Raw genomic sequence first — 15,725 nt, 5'->3', positions numbered from 1 at the left:
TACCCCGGGTGATGCCTGGCGCAACGCCGGGACGGTAGGGTCGGCAACCGGGCTGGAGGTAGGACGATGAGCTGGATGGCCGGGTGGCGCAAGGCCGACGGGAGCGCGTTGCGGGCGATCGACCTGCGCGTGCGGCCCGACTTCCGGCGGACCATCGTCTTCGGTGTGCTCGCGCTGGCGTTCCTGGTGACCGGGCACAACATCGGCGGGGTACACGCGCAGTCGCTGCGGATCCGGCTGATGGCCTACGGCTGTGCGCTGCTCACGCTCGTCTTCGGCGTGGCGGCCAGCCGGACCGCGGCGCGCGAGGTGCAGCGGATCGCGGTGGCCCGCGCGGGGGCGGTGGCCGGGACGCCGCTGCGGCTGTTCGTGCTCCTCGGCGGGTACCTCATCGCCGTGCTCACGGTCTGTGACCTGCTCGGCCTCCAGCTGCGTCAGCTGCTCGTCGGCGGGGCGATCACCGGCATCATCGTCGGCCTGGCCGCGCAGCCGGTCCTGGGCAACCTGTTCGCGGGGCTGGTGCTGCTGTTCGCCCGCCCGTACGTCCCCGGCCAGCAGGTGCGGGTCATGTCCGGCGCGATCAACGGCCCCCACCGCGGCGTCATCGTCTCCGCCGGCCTGCTGTACACCATCCTGGAGACCAAGGACGGCCCGCTCAACATCCCCAACTCGGCCCTGCTCGCCTCGGCCGTCGGCCCCGCCCCGGCCGAGGAGGACGAGGATGATGACGAGGCGAAGCCCGACGAGACGGTCAGCGACCCGAACGCGGACGGCGCCGCCCTGGCCACGGTCGTCGCGGGCGCCGAGTCGGGCGAGGACCGCAAGCAGCCCGGCGCCTGACACCCGCCCGACGGCGCTGTAACTTTCCCGGTCAAGTGCAGGTCAGGGCCGGTTTCGGTGACGTGGGCGTTGCCCTGCGCGACGGGGTGATCTTAGCGTCGCAGCGCATGAGCCAACTGAGAAGGTTCGTCGCTACGGCGGCGATGGTCATCGCGGGCGTCGGGGTCGGCGCCACGATCGGCCCGGCGAACGCGCTGGCCGCCACGCCGGCCGCCAGCGTCACCGCCGGTTATGCGCACTCCTGTGCCATCGGTACCAACGGCGGCCTCTACTGCTGGGGCAGCAACTGGAGCGGCGAGGTCGGTGACGGCAGCGGCACCGACAAGTCCACCGCGACCCGGATCGGCACCGCCACGACCTGGGCGACCATCGACGCCGGCAGCAGCCACACCTGCGCCACCCGGACCGACCACACCCTGTGGTGCTGGGGCCGTAACTTCCGCGGCCAGCTCGGCGACGGCACCACCGCCAACAAGACCACCCCGACGCAGGTCGGCACCGCCACGACGTGGGCGAGCGTGAGCGCCGGTGACGCGCACACCTGCGCCACGCGTACCGACGGCACCCTGTGGTGCTGGGGCTACAACCGGCTCGGCCAGGTCGGCAACGGCTCCGCGGCCTGGACGTTCACCACGCCGCAGCAGATCGGCACCGCCACCACCTGGGCGAGCGTGACCACCGGCTACGCCCACACCTGCGCCACCCGGACCGACGGCACCATGTGGTGCTGGGGTGACAGCTCGGCCGGGCAGCTGGGCCTGGGCACCGTCGGCTACTCCACCACCCCGGCCCAGGTGGGTACCGCCACCACCTGGAACGGCGTCGCCGCCGGCTACGCGCACACCTGCGCCACCCGCACCAACGGCACGCTGTGGTGCTGGGGCGAGAACGGCTACGGCCAGCTGGGCGTCAGCGGCTCGCTGCAGAACACCCCGGTCCAGGTCGGGACCGTCACGACCTGGAACAAGGTCGGCACCGGCGTCGACACGACCTGCGGGTCACGCACCGACGGCAGCCTGTGGTGCTGGGGCAACAACATCACCGCGCAGATCGGCGACGGCACCACGACCAACCGGTCCGCTCCCACCCGGGTCGGCACGCTGACGACCTGGACGGCGAACTTCGCGAGCAGCTACCACACCTGCGGCGTCCGCACGGACGGCGGCCTGTGGTGCTGGGGCAACAACGGCAACTCGCAGCTGGGCGACGGCACCACCACCCAGCGCTCGGCGCCGGTCGCGGCGACGCTGCCGTAACGGCCCGGCGGTGCGGTAAGGACTCCAGCCCGGTCGAGCAGGGACGGCCGGGCTGGGCTCACCGGACCCGCCGCAGCGCGAGAAGCCCGCCGGCGACCGGGACGGCGGCCAGCACCGTGGTGCGGGCCGAGCGCGTGCGGTGCCAGGTCGCCCCGATCACCAGCAGGTACGCGCAGCCGTGCACCGGCCCGAGCAGCGACGCCACCGCGGCGACGTGCACTGTCGCCAGGTTGACCAGCAGCGCCACCAGGCTCACCAGCTCGACCAGGGCCGCGGCCCGCAGCAGCGGCATCGTCACACCCCCGTCGTGGAGCCGGGCCGCACGATCATCAGGACCACGACGACCGCCCACAGCAGGTTGAACACGCCGGTGAGCATCCCGAGCCGCCGCGCGTCGCCACCGTCGTCGATCAGGCGCCGCTGCCGCGGCAGGATCGCCAGGCCCAGCAGCGCGGCCGCGAGCACGGTGAGGGCGATCGACGTCAGCAGCCAGGCGTCGCCGAGCACGCCGAGACTGCTCGCCGTGGCCAGCCCGAACACCGGCACGGCGACGGCGATGGTGGAGTACACCCGGCAGATGCGATGCAGCAGGCCGAGCGCGCGGCCGTCACCCCGCCGGGCCACCGCCGGGAACATGCTCGCGGCGACGGTCACCGGCCCGATGGCGATGATCGCGGCGAGCACATGGATGCTGAGCAGCACTTTCGTCACGGTGATCGAACTTAGGAAAGTTCCCCGGACCGGGAAAGTGGCGGGAATGCCACACATCAACGGATCCCGGCCACCGCTGGCCTAGGCTGCGGGCATGCACATCGTCGCGGTCCTCGCGCTGCCGGGAGTCGTGCCCTTCGACCTGGCCACGCCGCTGGAGGTGTTCTCCCGGGTGCGCCTGGAGGACGGCCGCAACCCCTACGAGGTACGGGTGTGCGCGCCGGCGAGCACGGTGGAGGCGGGCGCGTTCACCATCCGGGCGCCGTGGGGCCTCGACACGCTCGACGTCGCCGACACCGTCATCCTGCCCGGCTGCGCCGACGTGACCGAGCCGATCGACCCGCAGGTGATCGCCCGGCTGCGGGCCGCCTCCGAGCGCGGCGCCCGCCTGGCCTCCATCTGCTCGGGCGCGTTCATCCTGGCCGCCACGGGCCTGCTCGCCGGACGCCGGGCCACGACGCACTGGACCGCCGCCGAGCTGCTGGCGCGCTCGTACCCGGCCATCGACGTCGACCCCGATGTGCTCTACGTCGACCACGGCCACCTCGCCACCTCCGCCGGCGCCGCCGCGGGCCTCGACCTGTGCCTGCACCTCGTCCGCCGCGACCACGGCTCGGCCGCCGCCACCATGGCCGCCAAGCTGTCGGTCGTCCCCCTGGAGCGCGAGGGCGGCCAGGCCCAGTTCATCGTCCACGAGCAGCCCCCGGTCCCGCGCGGCGCCACCATGGAGCCGCTGCTGCGCTGGCTCGACGAGTCGCTGGGGGAGGACCTCACCACCCGCAAGATCGCCGCCCACGCGGGCATGAGCGTGCGCACCCTCAACCGCCGCTTCCGCGAGCAGACCGGCACGACCCCGCTGCAGTGGCTGCACCGGGCCCGGGTGCGCCGCGCGCAGTACCTGCTGGAAGCGACCGGGATCACCGTCGACCGCATCGCCGGCCAGGCCGGCTTCGGCTCCCCGACCGCGTTCCGCGACTGCTTCAAGCGCGTGGTCGGCGTCAGCCCCCAGGCCTACCGCCAGTCGTTCCGCTCCACCCCGGCGGAGGCCCCGGCACCGTAGCCGCTCCCTGCCCTCGCGGAGGCCGGCCCGCGCGACGCCCCGTGCGAAGGGGCAAGAAATCCCGCAGACGCATCGGCGCCCGCCGCGGCATCATCATCGGCGTGGCGTATCACGAGGGGCCGTACGCCGGCGCGAAGCGGATGGTGCGGGAGGGGCGCATCGACGAACTGCGCGGCCGGGCCGACGCGGGGGACACCGTCGCCGCGCGCGTGCTCGCACGGTGGCTCAACCACACCGACCGGACGGGCGAGCTGCTGGCCCGCATGGCGGCCGGGGACGTCGACGCGCGCTGGGGCTACAGCGACTGGCTGGTCCGGCGCAAGCGCAGCGCTGAGGCGGTCGAGGTGCTGCGCCCGCCGGCCGAGGCCGGCGACGTCAGCGCGCAGCGTCGCCGGGCCCGGCTGCTCGCCGGGCTCGGGCGGGTGCCGGAGGCCATGATGCAGCTCGAGCACGCCCCGGCCGACAGCCGCCGGGTCGAGTCCTGGCTGCGCAGCCAGGGCCTGTGGGGCCCGCGGCGCCTCGAGGTGGTGCGCGGGCGGGCCGCGGCGGGTGATCCGGTGGCCCGCCGGGAACTGGCCTGGACAGCACTGCGCTGGTGGCCCGCCCGGGCCGAGGAGGCGGTCGCGCTGCTCCCCGTCATCGGGCCCAGCGCGTGGCTGCACGACCGGCTGCTCGCGGCCTCGCGCCATCGGGGCCGGTCCGGGTGGTGCGCGGACGTCATCGCGCTGCTCGACCGGCCGGAGGCCGTCGCGTATCGGCGGACCCAGGCGATGCTGCGGCTGTATCAGGGGGAGCGTGAGGCCGCTGTCGCGCAGCTGCGGTCGCTCGCCGCCGGTGGCGACCGGCGGGCCGCGGCGGACCTCGCGTCGATCCTGGCGGCGCCGGTGCCGGTGCGCGAGATCCGCATCGGCGAGCATCCCGATGCGGTGGACCCGTACGGGATGTCGTTCAGCCCGGACGGCGCCACCCTGGCCGTGTGGGGCTACCGTTCGGGCGGGCGGCTCACCGTCTGGGACGTGGCTACCGGGACGCGGCGGAGCAACGAGCCGCTGCCGCGCCTCCACCTCGACGGGGTCGTCTTCGGACCCGGCGGAGCCGTCCGGGAGGTCCGGGCGGGGCAGCGTCCGTGGGGGCCCGCGCGCCGCGCCGCGCCGGGCGGCCGGATGCTGGCCGTCGGCACCCTGCGGCACGTGCGGCTGCACCTCCCGGCCGGCGACACGATCCACGACCTCGCCACACCGGGGCTGTCCGGGCTGGCCTTCAGCCCGGACGGCGCCCGCCTCGCCACCGGCGGCGAGGAGACCCGCGTGTGGGACGTGGCCACGGGCGGGCTGGTCCACGGCATCGCCACACCGGCCTGCGACGTGGCGTTCCCGGCCGGCGGTGCGGCGCTCGCCACGCTCGACCGGGGTGACGCGGTCGTGCGGCTGTGGGACATCACGGGCGTCGATGCGCTTGTATAGTGCGGGGCAATCGCGAACGTTGGACTGACACGGGCAGAGACGTCTGCATGCGATGGAAGATCCCGGCTGCCCTCATCCTGGCGGCAACTCTCCTGGTCCCGGCGGCGTCGGCGGCGGCGCAGAGCGCATCGCCCGGGCCGGCCGCAACAACCTGTGAAACGGTTGTCTACACGGACATCCGGACGCTCGTCACCATCGACCTCGACACGGCCACCGACACGCAGGTGCGGATCCTGGCCAACCAGATCCTGTCCGCGGCCGTCGCCGACCGGCTGAGCGTCCTGCCCGGCCGCGTCCAGGCCCGGCTCGACGGCACACCGGCCGACCTGCGCGCGTTCCTCAAGAGCGGGGTGGCGGCGCCGTGGTCCACCGACCTGCGGATCAAGGTGAACCAGGCCCTCGCCGGCGGTGGCCCGAACGTCCAGAACGCGGCCCAGATCGCTCTGGACGCCGGCACCGTCGACGGCTTCCTGCAGTACCTGAACGACGGCCTGTACATCGCCCGCGCTCAGGACTCGGGGACCTACCGGCAGTACAGTGACATCCGCTCGCTCATCACGATCAATCTCGACACCGCCTCCGACACCGAGGTGAGGGTCGTGGCCAACCAGATCCTCGCCCGGGCGCAGGCGGAGAAGCTGACAGTGCTGCGGGGCCGGCTCCAGACCCGGCTCGACGGCGCACCGGCCGACCTGCGTGCCTTCCTGAAGCACGGCGTGCTCCAGGGCTGGGCGGTCGACCTGCTGCTCAGGATCAACCAGGCAATGGCGGCCGGCGGGCCGAGCGTGCGGGCCGCGGCGCAGGTCGCCCTGGACACCAACGCTCTCGACGCGTCGCTGGCGTTCCTCGACCACGGGCTGTACCTGGCCCGCGCCCAGGACTGCGTGTCGTAGTCACCACCGCACCGGTGGGCCGCGCCGTCACGGGCGGCCCACCGGCGCCGGGCCCGCGTCCCGGGGCACGCCCGGCCGGGCCCCGGACGGCGTCGGCGATCAGCCGGTGAGCGGGAGTTCGGCGTGCAGGCGGGTGCCGACGCCGGGGCAGGTGTCGACCGCCAGGGTGCCGCCGAGCGCCTCGACGCGGTCGCGCAGGCCGGTCAGGCCGGTGCCGCGCCGCGGGTCGGCGCCGCCGTGGCCGTCGTCGGTCACCGTGAGGTAGAGGCCGGGGCCGCGGACCTCGGTGGACACGGTCACCAGCGTGGCGTCAGCGTGCTTGGCGACGTTCGTCAACGCCTCGGCCACGACGTAGTACGCGGCGACCTCCAGCGACTCCGGCAGCCGCCCCTCGACCCGCACGTCGACGTCGACGGGCACGGCGCTGCGGCGGGCCAGCGCGCGCAGCGCCGGTCGCAGCCCGCCGTCGGTGAGGATCGCCGGGTGGACGCCGCGCGAGAGCTCCCGCACCTCCTCCGCCGTCGCGTTGAGGCCGTCCACAATGTCGGCGAGCTGACGGCGCAGCCCGTCCAGCTCCGGCGGCGCGTCCGCCTCGGCCCGCCGCACGTCGAGGGCGAGGGAGATGAGCCGCTGCTGGACGCCGTCGTGCAGGTCGCGTTCGAGGCGCCGCCGGGCCAGGTCGGTGGCGAGCAGCAGCCGGGCCCGGGAGGCGACGAGGTTGGCGCCCTGCACCAGGGCGACCGCCTGCCGGATGACGACGAGCCCGATGACGAGCGTGGCCGCCATGCCCACGACGGGGTCGGGGGCCACGTCCAGGGCGCGGCGCACGACGAGCATCGCGCCCATGGCGAGGACCGGGACGTACGGGAGGAGGAGGTGGCCCCAGTGGACCTCGGGGCGCACCGCCGGCTCCGGCGTCTCGCCCGGTGGGGTGAGGGCGGCCACCGCGATCAGCGCGAACCCGGCGATGAACCCGGCGTCCGTCGCCGGCGGCATCCCGTCGGCGCCGATCGACACCCGGTAGGCGAACACGCTGTCGGAGAGCGACAGGGCGAACAGCCCGCAGCCGAGCAGGACGAGCTGCCTGCGGTTGGCCGGTGAGGAGGCCACGGCGACGAGCAGGATGACGATGACCGTGAGCAGCAGGTCGGAGACCGGGTAGGCGATCGCCACCGCGTAGGCGAGGGGCTCGGCCGACCCGTGCCGGACCACCGACCCGAGCACCGTGCCCCAGCTGAGCGCGAACAGCGCGCCCACGATGATGAGCCCGTCCAGCACCGTCACCGCCCGCCGCGTCACCCCCGGCGGCGACCGGTCCGACACCGCCGCGAGGGCCGGGATCACGAACACGGGCAGCGTCAGGTACCCGGCATCGGCGAGCGACGGCGCCGGCAACCCGACCCCGCGGACCAGCTGATACCACGACCAGATCACCTGCCCGGCCGCCCACCCGGCCGCCCCGGCCCCCATCCACACCCGCCACCACCGCTGCCCGCCGCGGTATCGGCCCGCCGTGACCCAGCAGGCCACCGCGGCGGCGGTCGCCGCCGCGAGCTGCCCGGCGTCGTCGACGAGCACCGACCACCACGGCCCGAGCAGCCCCGATCCCGCCAGCCCGACGACCGCCGCCACGGAGACGGCCGCGACTGGGCCCGGCCTGAACCGCGCAAAACTACACGATAGCCACGGTACTGCGGGAGCCCCGAACTTCCGACCGCCCGCCGCAAAGCCCGGCGCCGGCCCGGCTCACCGGGTGCCGCCCCGCGAAAGGCGATCCGGCTCGGCGCCTCGTAGCCGGGCGCGGGCGGTCAGCGGCGCACCGGATAGCGCAGGTGCAGCACCCGGCGGCCCGGCAGCACCACGTCCGGGTCCTCCAGCAGGTGCTGGGCGTCGACCGCGCCGAAGTAGCGCTTGCCGGACCCGAGCACGACGGGTACGACGTCCATGCGCACCTCGTCGATCAGGCCCGCGGCGAGCACCTGGCCGCCGGCGTCCCCGGCGGCGACCTCGACGATGCGGTCCCCGGCCAGCTCCTGCGCCGCCGCCACGGCGGCCTCGACGCCGCCGGCGAAGTGGAACGGCGCCGCGGGGTCCCAGCCGTCGGGTGCCGGGCGGTGGGTCACGACGACAACGTGGCCGACGCCGCTCGGCGGCTTGCCGTCCCAGCCGTCGGTCAGGTCGAAGACGTGGCGGCCGACGATCGTCACCCCGATCCCGTCCCAGTACGGCCGGACGTAGTCGTAGGACGCCTGCGACACCCGCAGCGCGCCGCTGTCGTCGAGCGCGACGTCACCGCCGGAGAGCCAGTCGAACAGCGGGCCGGGCCGGTCGTCGTCGTCCGCGATGAAGCCGTCGACCGACACCGAGCTGTACATGACGACCTTGCCCACGATGTCTCCTCTGATCCGGGTACCCCCCGAACGTATCGGCTCGTGGGTCTCGGCTCTTGTAGGAAATCAATCGACAGGCAGCGGCCAGCCGTCCAGCACGTGGCCGGGGTGCTCGCGGCGGAACCGCCGGCGGACCTCGGCGTAGCGGGTCGGCGTGAGGCCGGTGAACGCCCGGAACTCGTGGCCGAAGTGGGCCTGGTCGAAGTAGCCGGCGGCACCGGCGAGGGCGCCCCAGTCGATCGGCCCGGCCGGGTCCATCGCGAACACGGCGGCGGCGAAGCGCTGGGTGCGGGCGAGCCGCTTCGGCGTGACGCCGACGAGCTCCTTGAACCGCTTGACCATGTGGGTGCTGCTGACGCCGGCCGCCGCGTTCAGCTCGCCGATCGCCACCGCCCCGCCGGTCGCCGCGATGACGCCGCTCGTGCGGCGGACCAGGCCCAGGCCGGCGGTCGCGCGCAGCCGCCGCATCAGCTCGTCCTCGAGCAGCGTCAGCATCTCGTGCGGCCCGGCCGCCGCGGCCAGCCGGTCGCGCAGCTCGGCGACGGCCGCCCGGCCCCATACCTGCTCGACGGTCACCGGCCGGTCGCACAGCTCCACCGCGGGCATCGGCAGGATCGGCGCCAGCCCCCACGGCTTGAGGTGGACGCCGACGGACCGGGTGGGGACCGGGTAGCCGAAGTCCAGTGCGCGGGTGGGCGTCGAGACGACGCAGCCGTCGGCGAACTCGGCCGCCTCGGTGTCGGCGCCGGCGCGGATGCGCAGCGGCGCCCCGAGGTTGACGATGAGCAGTGCCGCCGGCATCGCGGGCAGCATCAGCCGGGCGTACGGCGGCGTGCCCTCGAGGTAGTAGAGGTCGTCGGCGAGCGCGTCCAGCGGCGGTCGCGGCACTCTGGACACGTACTGCACGCCCACCAGTATCGCCACCAGCAGCTACCCGGCGCCCGTGGGGTCCGCCGGCGGATCGTGGACGACGCGGGCGGCCTCGGCTTGACAGGGGGTCGGGGCGGGTGTCGGGTGGGAGGATGTTGGCGGCGAGGGCGCCGGAGCCGGAACTGCTCGACGAGGCCGAGCGGATGGACGTCGGGCGGTTGCGGGAGTTGCAGCTGGAGCGGCTGCGCTCGACGCTGCGGCTGGCCCATGCGCGGGTCCCGCACTATCGGCGGGCGTTCGCGGCGGCCGGCGTACACCCGGATGATCTTCGGTCGTTGGAGGATCTGGCCCGTTTCCCCCTGACGTCCAAGGCGGACCTGCGGGACAACTACCCGTTCGGGATGTTCGCGGTGCCCGAGGGGGAGCTGCGGCGCTTGCACGCCTCGTCCGGCACGACGGGCCGGCCCACCGTCGTGGGGTACACCCAGCAGGATCTGGATGTGTGGTCCGATGTGATGGCGCGCTCGATCCGGGCGGCCGGCGGGCGGGCCGGGGACCGGCTGCACAACGCGTACGGCTACGGGCTGTTCACCGGTGGGCTGGGCGCGCACTACGGGGGCGAGCGGCTCGGGTGCACCGTCATCCCCGTGTCGGGCGGGATGACGCCGCGGCAGGTGCAGCTGATCACCGACTTCCGGCCGCGGATCATCATGGTGACGCCGTCCTACATGCTGACGATCATCGACGAGTTCGAGAAGCAGGGCCTGGACCCGCGCGAGTCGAGCCTGGAGATCGGGATCTTCGGGGCCGAGCCCTGGACCGAGCAGATGCGCCTGGAGATCGAGGAGCGGGCCGGGATGCACGCCGTCGACATCTACGGGCTGTCGGAGGTCATCGGGCCCGGGGTCGCGCAGGAGTGCGTCGAGACCAAGGACGGGCTGCACATCTGGGAGGACCACTTCTACCCGGAGGTCGTCGACCCGGACAGCGGCGCCGTGCTGCCCGAGGGCGAGCTCGGGGAGCTGGTATTCACGTCACTCACCAAAGAGGCGATGCCCATCATCCGGTACCGCACCCGCGACCTCACCCGCCTGCTGCCGGGCACGGCGCGGCCGTCGATGCGGCGCATGGAGAAGGTCACCGGCCGCTCCGACGACATGATCATCCTGCGCGGGGTGAACCTGTTCCCGACGCAGATCGAGGAGATCGTCCTGCGCACCGCCGGGCTCGCCCCGCACTTCCAGCTGGTCCTCACCACCCGCGGGCGGATGGACCACCTCACCGTCCAGGTCGAGGCGCGGCCGGACTGCCCGCCGGGGCGCCGCGAGCGGGCCGGGGCCGAGATCGCCGCACAGGTCAAGGACACCATCGGCACCAGCATCGACGTCGAGGTGGTGGAGCCGGAGACACTCGCCCGCTCCGTCGGGAAGCTGCAACGGCTCATCGACCACCGCGACACGTGACCGGGCGCGGCCGTCCGCGGGGCGCCGGTCGATCTGCCATGATGTCGAGCTGTGCGGGGAGCTCTGATCGTGGTGGCCGCGTTGTTGCTCGCGGCGTGTGATGACCCGGCGACATCGACCGGGCCGGCCGCCGGGCCGCCGTCACCGTCGCCGTCGGTGGTGACGTATGCGAGCGCCCGCGACGAGCTCGCGGCCGGGCTGGACCGGACCGCGGCGACGACGAGCACGTATGCGGTGCAGGTCGTCGAGGATGCGACGAAGCAGGTCCAGGGCGTCATGTCCGGCGTCAGTGATCCGGCGCGCAAGGCATCGAGCGGCCGGTCGGAGCCCAGCCGCGGCGTCGGCGTGACGGTCGTGGAGATCACCGTGATCGGCGACGACCTCTGGAGCCGCACCGGCCCGCCGGACAGGCAGTGGACGCACATGCAGCTGTCCCGGGCCCCGCTGGCCGCCGCGCTGGGCTTCACCGGCATCGTGGCGTCGGTCGGGTCGGCCGGGCCCGCGCTGGCCGACGTGCGGCGCGGCGGCCCCCGCTCGTTCACCGGCACCCTCGACCCGGCGAGGGCCGGGCCGACCGCCGTCATCCACAACGCCAAGGCCCAGCCGTTCCCGTTCGAGGCGACCCTTGACGAGCAGGGGTACGTCACGACGCTCGTCCTGCACCCGGCGCCCACGATCGCGGGCATGAAGCCGGCCACGACGACCGTCAAGCTCTCCGGCTTCGGCCGGCCCGTCACGATCGCCGCGCCGCCGGCGGCGGAGGTCAAGGAGATCGCGGAGGACGCCTACCAGCTCTACGGCGGCAGGTGAGCCGGGTGAGGAGCGGCGGGGTGTCAAGTTACAGAATTTGTAATCTGTAACCCGGTGGGCTAGCGTCGGCGTATGAGACGGCTTGGAACCCACGGCCCGCTGGTGTCCGCGATCGGGCTCGGCTGCAACCAGATGTCCTCCGGCGACGCCGGCGACGAGGCCGGCGTGGCGACCGTCCGCGCCGCGCTCGACGCCGGCATCACCCTGCTGGACACCGGCGACTTCTACGGCAACGGGCACAACGAGTGGCTGATCCGCCAGGCGCTGCGCCCCGGCGACCGGGAGCGGGCCGTCATCAGCGACAAGTTCGGCGGCCTGCGCGACCCGGCCGGGCAGTTCGTCGGCATGGACATGAGCCCGGCGTCGCTCAAGAGCTCCCTGGCGTACTCGCTGCAGCGGCTCGGCACCGACTACATCGACATCTACCGCCCGGCCCGCCTCGACCCCGCCGTGCCGATCGAGGACACCGTCGGCGCGGCGGCGGAGATGGTGGCGGCGGGCTGGGTGCGCCACGTCGGGCTCTCCGAGGTCGGCGCGGCCACCATCCGCCGGGCCCACGCGGTCCACCCGATCGCCGACCTGCAGATCGAGTACTCCCTGTTCAGCCGCGGTCCCGAGCGGGAGATCCTGCCGGTCTGCCGCGAGCTCGGCATCGGCGTGACCGCCTACGGCGTGCTCGCCCACGGCCTGCTCACCGGCTCCTACACGGGCGGCGGCGAGATCGGGCACCTGCCCCGGTTCCACGGCGCGAACCTGGCCACGAACCTCGCACTCGTCGAGCGCCTGCGCCCGATCGCCGACGGCCTCGGCGTCACCATCGCCCAGTTGTCGATCTCGTGGGTACTCGCCCAGGCCGACGACATCGTGGCGCTGGTCGGGGCCAGCCGCCCCGGCCGGGTCGCCGCGGCCCTCGACGCGGCCGAACTCGTCCTGGAGCCAGACGTCCTGGCCGCCATCGAGGAGGCGGTCCCCGCCGGGGCCGTCGCCGGCACCAGGTACGGCGCGCCGCAGATGGCGATGCTCGACAGCGAGCGCTAGAGTCGCGCCGTGCTCGACGCCGAGACCATCATGCTGGCCACCGAGGACGTCCTGCGCCGGCACGGCCCCGCGAAGGCCACCGTCGTGGACGTCGCCCGGTCCCTCGGCGTCAGCCACGCGGCCGTCTACCGCCACTTCCCGTCCAAGGCCGCCCTGCGCGAGGCCGTGACCCGCCGCTGGCTGCACCGCGCGTACGACGACCTGGCCGCCATCGCCGCGGACACCGCCACCGGCCCGGCCGAGCGCCTCCGGGCATGGGTGTTCGCGCTCTTCCGGGCCAAGCGCGACGCCGCCGCCCGCGACCCCGAGATCTTCGCGACCTACCGGGTGCTCGCCGCCGAGCACAGCGTCGTCGCGGGCGAGCACGTCGAGGCGCTCCTGGGCCAGCTGGAGTCCATCGTCGGCACCGCCGCGACGGCCCGTGCCGTGTTCGCGGCCACCGCCGCGTTCCACCACCCCGCCCACGCCCAGGAGTGGAGCCAGGCCGACCGCGAGACAGTCCTCGCCGACCTCTGCACGCTGCTCGTCGAGGGGCTCCCGGCCCGATGAGGCGGCGCTGCCCCGGGTGGGGTCGCGGCGTCGCGGAGGTCCCGGCCCTGACCCGCACCCGCCCCGGCCGCCGCGCCCCGGCCGGGCCCACCGTCGACCGGCCGGGCCACGGCCTGACGCACCCGTCATGACCGGTCCGGAGCTTGCGGAGGGGCCGGTCATCAGGGGTGCAGTTCGGCGGTCGAGTGCCCGGAGCGGAGCGGAGGGCGCATGACCGAGCCGCCGCCTCCGGCACCGGACTGCTGGCTCCACCCGGACGCCGAGGTCCGCCCGTCGCCGATCGCCGGGCACGGCCTGTTCGCCCGCGCTCCCATCGCCGCCGGCACGCCGGTGTCCCGCCTGGGTGGTCGCCTGGTCGGCTGGCCCGAGCTCGACGCCATGCTGCGCGGCGCCGGCCGGTATGTGGACACCATCGCCGTCACCGCCATCCTCAACCTGGTCCTGCCCCCGGACCGCCCCAACGGCAAGGGCAACCACAGCTGCGACCCCAACCTGTGGTGGACCGACGCCTACACCCTCTCCGCCCGCCGCGACATCGCCGCGGACGAGGAGCTCACGAACGACTACGCCACCAGCACCGCACACCCCGCCTTCAGCATGGTGTGCCACTGCGGCTCGCCCCTGTGCCGCGGCGTGGTGACCGGCACCGACCGCGACCGCCCCGACCTGCGCCAGCGCTACGGCGGGCACTGGGTCCCCGCCCTCCACACGCCCTGACCCGGGCCGGGCCACACCGGTGCCTGGTGCGGCCCGCCCCGTCCGTGCCCGGCGTCCTGCTCCAGGGCCGGTGGCAGCCGGGTGTCAGTCCTTGCGGCGCAGGACCGTCAGCACCGCCGCGCCGACCGTCTCGGCGTCCGTGAACCGGAACTCGCCCGGCACGCCGTCGGCGAACAGCCGGTCACCCGCACCGGTGACCAGCGGGAAGGTGAGGATTCGGTACTCGTCGACGAGGTCCGCCGCGGCCAGGGCGTGCACCAGGCTCAGGCTGCCGATCACGACCACGTTGCGCCGCGCCCGCTCGGCCGCGGCCCAGGCGACCGCGTCACCGTCGATCGCGGCCGAGTTCGACCAGGCCGACGCGTCGATGCCGCGGCGCGTGGCGACCCGCTTCGGGACCGCGTTCATCACGCGCGCATAGTCGCTGTCGCGGCCCGGCCACAGCTTCGCGAACCTCTCCCAGGTGCCGCGGCCGTAGAGCTGCACGCCGTCGCGCTCCATCCGCGCGCCGAGGCGGAACTTGTCGTCACTGACCGCGCCGGGGCCGTATCGGAACGCCCAGCCGCCATAGGCGGTACCGGAGCGGCCGTCGGGGTCCGAGACCACGCCGTCCAGGGTGCTGAACTGGATGACGATGATGTCGCCCATCGGTGGTTCCTTTCGTCGGGGACCGTTCTCACCACCACATACCGCCGCCGCCCGCGGAACTCATCGCGTACGCTCCCGGCGTGACGCAGTTCGAGCCGTACCGCGGTGACCTGCTGGCGCACTGCTACCGGATGCTCGGGTCCGTCGAGGAGGCCGAGGACCTGGTCCAGGAGACGCTGCTGCGCGCGTGGAAGGCGGCCGACCGCTACGACCCGCAGCGCGCGTCCGTGCGCACGTGGCTGCACCGGATCGCGACGAACGCCTGCCTCACCGCTCTGGAGGGCCGGGCCCGCCGCCCGCTGCCGAGCGGTCTCGGGCCGCCCGGCGACGACCCGCACGCGCCGCTCACCCCGAGCCTCGACATCCCGTGGCTCCAGCCGTTCCCGGACGCCCGGCTGGGCGACCCCGCCGACGCCGCCGAGCAGCGCGCCGGTCTGCGCCTCGCCCTGGTCGCGGCGCTGCAGCTGCTCCCGGCCCGGCAGCGGGCCGCGCTTGTCCTGCGCGAGGTGCTGCAGCTTTCCGCGGCCGAGGTCGCCGAGGCCCTCGACACGAGCGTCGCGTCGGTGAACAGCAGCCTCCAGCGCGCCCGGGCGGCGCTGCGCGAGGCCGCACCGGAGCTGGACGACCTGCGCGAGCCGGCCGACCCGGACGAGCGGGCCGTGGTCGAGCGCTACGCGAGCGCGTTCGAGGCGGCCGACGTGCCCGCCCTCACCCGCCTGCTCGCCGCCGACGTCGTCCTGGAGATGCCGCCGGTGAACCTGTGGCTCGCCGGCCGGCACCACTACGCCACCTTCATGGAGCGCGTCTTCGCGATGCGCGGCCCCGGCTGGCGGACGCGGCCCATCACCGCCAACGGCGCGCCCGGCCTCGCCGCCTACTCGCCGGACGGCCTACCGCATTCACTGCAGATCTTCCGGGTGTACCGCGGGCAGGTGCGCAGCAGCGTGACGTTCGCCGACCCGCGGCTGTTCGCGCTGTTCGACATCTGACGGCCGAGCGCGGGCTCAGGCCGGCACC

Annotated in this window: 17 protein-coding genes; 11 read left to right on the top strand and 6 right to left on the bottom strand. The window is 74.3% G+C overall.

Translation table 11 applies throughout. The annotated features are described in order from the left end of the window. Positions 1-66: 66 nt before the first annotated feature. Entirely contained in the window at positions 67-840 is a 774-nt protein-coding gene (locus tag Dvina_RS30160; RefSeq protein WP_246655412.1) for a mechanosensitive ion channel domain-containing protein, read from the top strand. A 107-nt stretch (positions 841-947) separates the two neighbouring features. Next, positions 948-2,096 carry an RCC1 domain-containing protein gene (locus tag Dvina_RS30155; protein WP_223092707.1) on the top strand — a complete coding sequence of 383 codons (1,149 nt, stop codon included), beginning with the start codon at positions 948-950 and terminating at the stop codon, positions 2,094-2,096. A gap of 58 nt (positions 2,097-2,154) precedes the next feature. On the opposite strand, the gene Dvina_RS30150 is transcribed toward Dvina_RS30155, so the two are convergent. After that, complete coding sequence (locus Dvina_RS30150; RefSeq protein WP_223105794.1) at positions 2,155-2,388, bottom strand: DUF3817 domain-containing protein; 234 nt, start codon at positions 2,386-2,388, stop codon at positions 2,155-2,157. A 2-nt stretch (positions 2,389-2,390) separates the two neighbouring features. After that, positions 2,391-2,807, bottom strand: coding sequence for a hypothetical protein (locus tag Dvina_RS30145; RefSeq protein WP_223092706.1), 417 nt, complete (start codon positions 2,805-2,807; stop codon positions 2,391-2,393). A 94-nt stretch (positions 2,808-2,901) separates the two neighbouring features. Between Dvina_RS30145 and Dvina_RS30140 the strand changes: the two genes are divergently transcribed. The 3 genes from Dvina_RS30140 (at position 2,902) to Dvina_RS30130 (ending at position 6,223) form a co-directional block, all read left to right on the top strand. After that, positions 2,902-3,867 carry a GlxA family transcriptional regulator gene (locus Dvina_RS30140; RefSeq protein WP_223092705.1) on the top strand — a complete coding sequence of 322 codons (966 nt, stop codon included), beginning with the start codon at positions 2,902-2,904 and terminating at the stop codon, positions 3,865-3,867. 101 nt (positions 3,868-3,968) lie between these two features. Then, a complete protein-coding gene (locus Dvina_RS30135) occupies positions 3,969-5,330 on the top strand; it encodes a WD40 repeat domain-containing protein (protein ID WP_223092704.1) in 1,362 nt (453 codons plus the stop codon). A 47-nt stretch (positions 5,331-5,377) separates the two neighbouring features. After that, entirely contained in the window at positions 5,378-6,223 is an 846-nt protein-coding gene (locus Dvina_RS30130; RefSeq protein WP_223092703.1) for an ALF repeat-containing protein, read from the top strand. Between the two features lie 99 nt (positions 6,224-6,322). On the opposite strand, the gene Dvina_RS30125 is transcribed toward Dvina_RS30130, so the two are convergent. The 3 genes from Dvina_RS30125 to Dvina_RS30115 all read right to left on the bottom strand — a co-directional run bounded on the left by Dvina_RS30125 (position 6,323) and on the right by Dvina_RS30115 (position 9,537). Beyond that, positions 6,323-7,855 carry a sensor histidine kinase gene (locus Dvina_RS30125; protein ID WP_223092702.1) on the bottom strand — a complete coding sequence of 511 codons (1,533 nt, stop codon included), beginning with the start codon at positions 7,853-7,855 and terminating at the stop codon, positions 6,323-6,325. A 176-nt stretch (positions 7,856-8,031) separates the two neighbouring features. After that, a complete protein-coding gene (locus Dvina_RS30120) occupies positions 8,032-8,613 on the bottom strand; it encodes a dihydrofolate reductase family protein (protein WP_223092701.1) in 582 nt (193 codons plus the stop codon). A 66-nt stretch (positions 8,614-8,679) separates the two neighbouring features. Further along, complete coding sequence (locus Dvina_RS30115) at positions 8,680-9,537, bottom strand: helix-turn-helix domain-containing protein (RefSeq protein WP_246655411.1); 858 nt, start codon at positions 9,535-9,537, stop codon at positions 8,680-8,682. Between the two features lie 98 nt (positions 9,538-9,635). On the opposite strand from Dvina_RS30115, the gene paaK reads away from it, so the two are divergent. From paaK to Dvina_RS30090, 5 genes are all read left to right on the top strand, one after another. Beyond that, positions 9,636-10,946 carry a phenylacetate--CoA ligase PaaK gene (gene paaK / locus Dvina_RS30110; RefSeq protein WP_246655410.1) on the top strand — a complete coding sequence of 437 codons (1,311 nt, stop codon included), beginning with the start codon at positions 9,636-9,638 and terminating at the stop codon, positions 10,944-10,946. A gap of 51 nt (positions 10,947-10,997) precedes the next feature. Then, complete coding sequence (locus Dvina_RS30105; RefSeq protein WP_223092700.1) at positions 10,998-11,756, top strand: hypothetical protein; 759 nt, start codon at positions 10,998-11,000, stop codon at positions 11,754-11,756. A gap of 72 nt (positions 11,757-11,828) precedes the next feature. Continuing rightward, positions 11,829-12,794 (top strand): aldo/keto reductase, encoded by a 966-nt coding sequence (locus Dvina_RS30100; RefSeq protein WP_223092699.1) that lies wholly within the window; start codon positions 11,829-11,831, stop codon positions 12,792-12,794. A 9-nt stretch (positions 12,795-12,803) separates the two neighbouring features. Beyond that, positions 12,804-13,343 carry a TetR/AcrR family transcriptional regulator gene (locus tag Dvina_RS30095; protein ID WP_246655409.1) on the top strand — a complete coding sequence of 180 codons (540 nt, stop codon included), beginning with the start codon at positions 12,804-12,806 and terminating at the stop codon, positions 13,341-13,343. A 210-nt stretch (positions 13,344-13,553) separates the two neighbouring features. Next, complete coding sequence (locus Dvina_RS30090) at positions 13,554-14,060, top strand: SET domain-containing protein (RefSeq protein WP_223092698.1); 507 nt, start codon at positions 13,554-13,556, stop codon at positions 14,058-14,060. Between the two features lie 84 nt (positions 14,061-14,144). On the opposite strand, the gene Dvina_RS30085 is transcribed toward Dvina_RS30090, so the two are convergent. Further along, positions 14,145-14,708 carry a dihydrofolate reductase family protein gene (locus Dvina_RS30085; protein WP_223092697.1) on the bottom strand — a complete coding sequence of 188 codons (564 nt, stop codon included), beginning with the start codon at positions 14,706-14,708 and terminating at the stop codon, positions 14,145-14,147. 80 nt (positions 14,709-14,788) lie between these two features. Between Dvina_RS30085 and Dvina_RS30080 the strand changes: the two genes are divergently transcribed. Next, on the top strand, positions 14,789-15,697 hold the full coding sequence (locus Dvina_RS30080; RefSeq protein WP_246655408.1) for an RNA polymerase subunit sigma-70: 909 nt from the start codon (positions 14,789-14,791) through the stop codon (positions 15,695-15,697). The last annotated feature ends 28 nt before the right edge of the window (positions 15,698-15,725 follow it).

Source organism: Dactylosporangium vinaceum, assembly GCF_019904175.1.
Lineage (GTDB): Bacteria > Actinomycetota > Actinomycetes > Mycobacteriales > Micromonosporaceae > Dactylosporangium > Dactylosporangium vinaceum.
This window is presented reverse-complemented; position numbering and strand designations above follow the sequence as displayed.

What these genes read in the sequence shown, in the direction of transcription:
- Dvina_RS30140 (WP_223092705.1), top strand. Translation starts at nt 2,902, where the DNA reads ATGCACATCGTCGCGGTCCTCGCGCTGCCGGGAGTCGTGCCCTTCGAC.
- Dvina_RS30090 (WP_223092698.1), top strand. Translation starts at nt 13,554, where the DNA reads ATGACCGAGCCGCCGCCTCCGGCACCGGACTGCTGGCTCCACCCGGAC.
- Dvina_RS30085 (WP_223092697.1), bottom strand. Translation starts at nt 14,708, where the DNA reads ATGGGCGACATCATCGTCATCCAGTTCAGCACCCTGGACGGCGTGGTC.
- paaK (WP_246655410.1), top strand. Translation starts at nt 9,636, where the DNA reads ATGTTGGCGGCGAGGGCGCCGGAGCCGGAACTGCTCGACGAGGCCGAG.
- Dvina_RS30155 (WP_223092707.1), top strand. Translation starts at nt 948, where the DNA reads ATGAGCCAACTGAGAAGGTTCGTCGCTACGGCGGCGATGGTCATCGCG.
- Dvina_RS30100 (WP_223092699.1), top strand. Translation starts at nt 11,829, where the DNA reads ATGAGACGGCTTGGAACCCACGGCCCGCTGGTGTCCGCGATCGGGCTC.
- Dvina_RS30130 (WP_223092703.1), top strand. Translation starts at nt 5,378, where the DNA reads ATGCGATGGAAGATCCCGGCTGCCCTCATCCTGGCGGCAACTCTCCTG.
- Dvina_RS30150 (WP_223105794.1), bottom strand. Translation starts at nt 2,388, where the DNA reads ATGCCGCTGCTGCGGGCCGCGGCCCTGGTCGAGCTGGTGAGCCTGGTG.
- Dvina_RS30160 (WP_246655412.1), top strand. Translation starts at nt 67, where the DNA reads ATGAGCTGGATGGCCGGGTGGCGCAAGGCCGACGGGAGCGCGTTGCGG.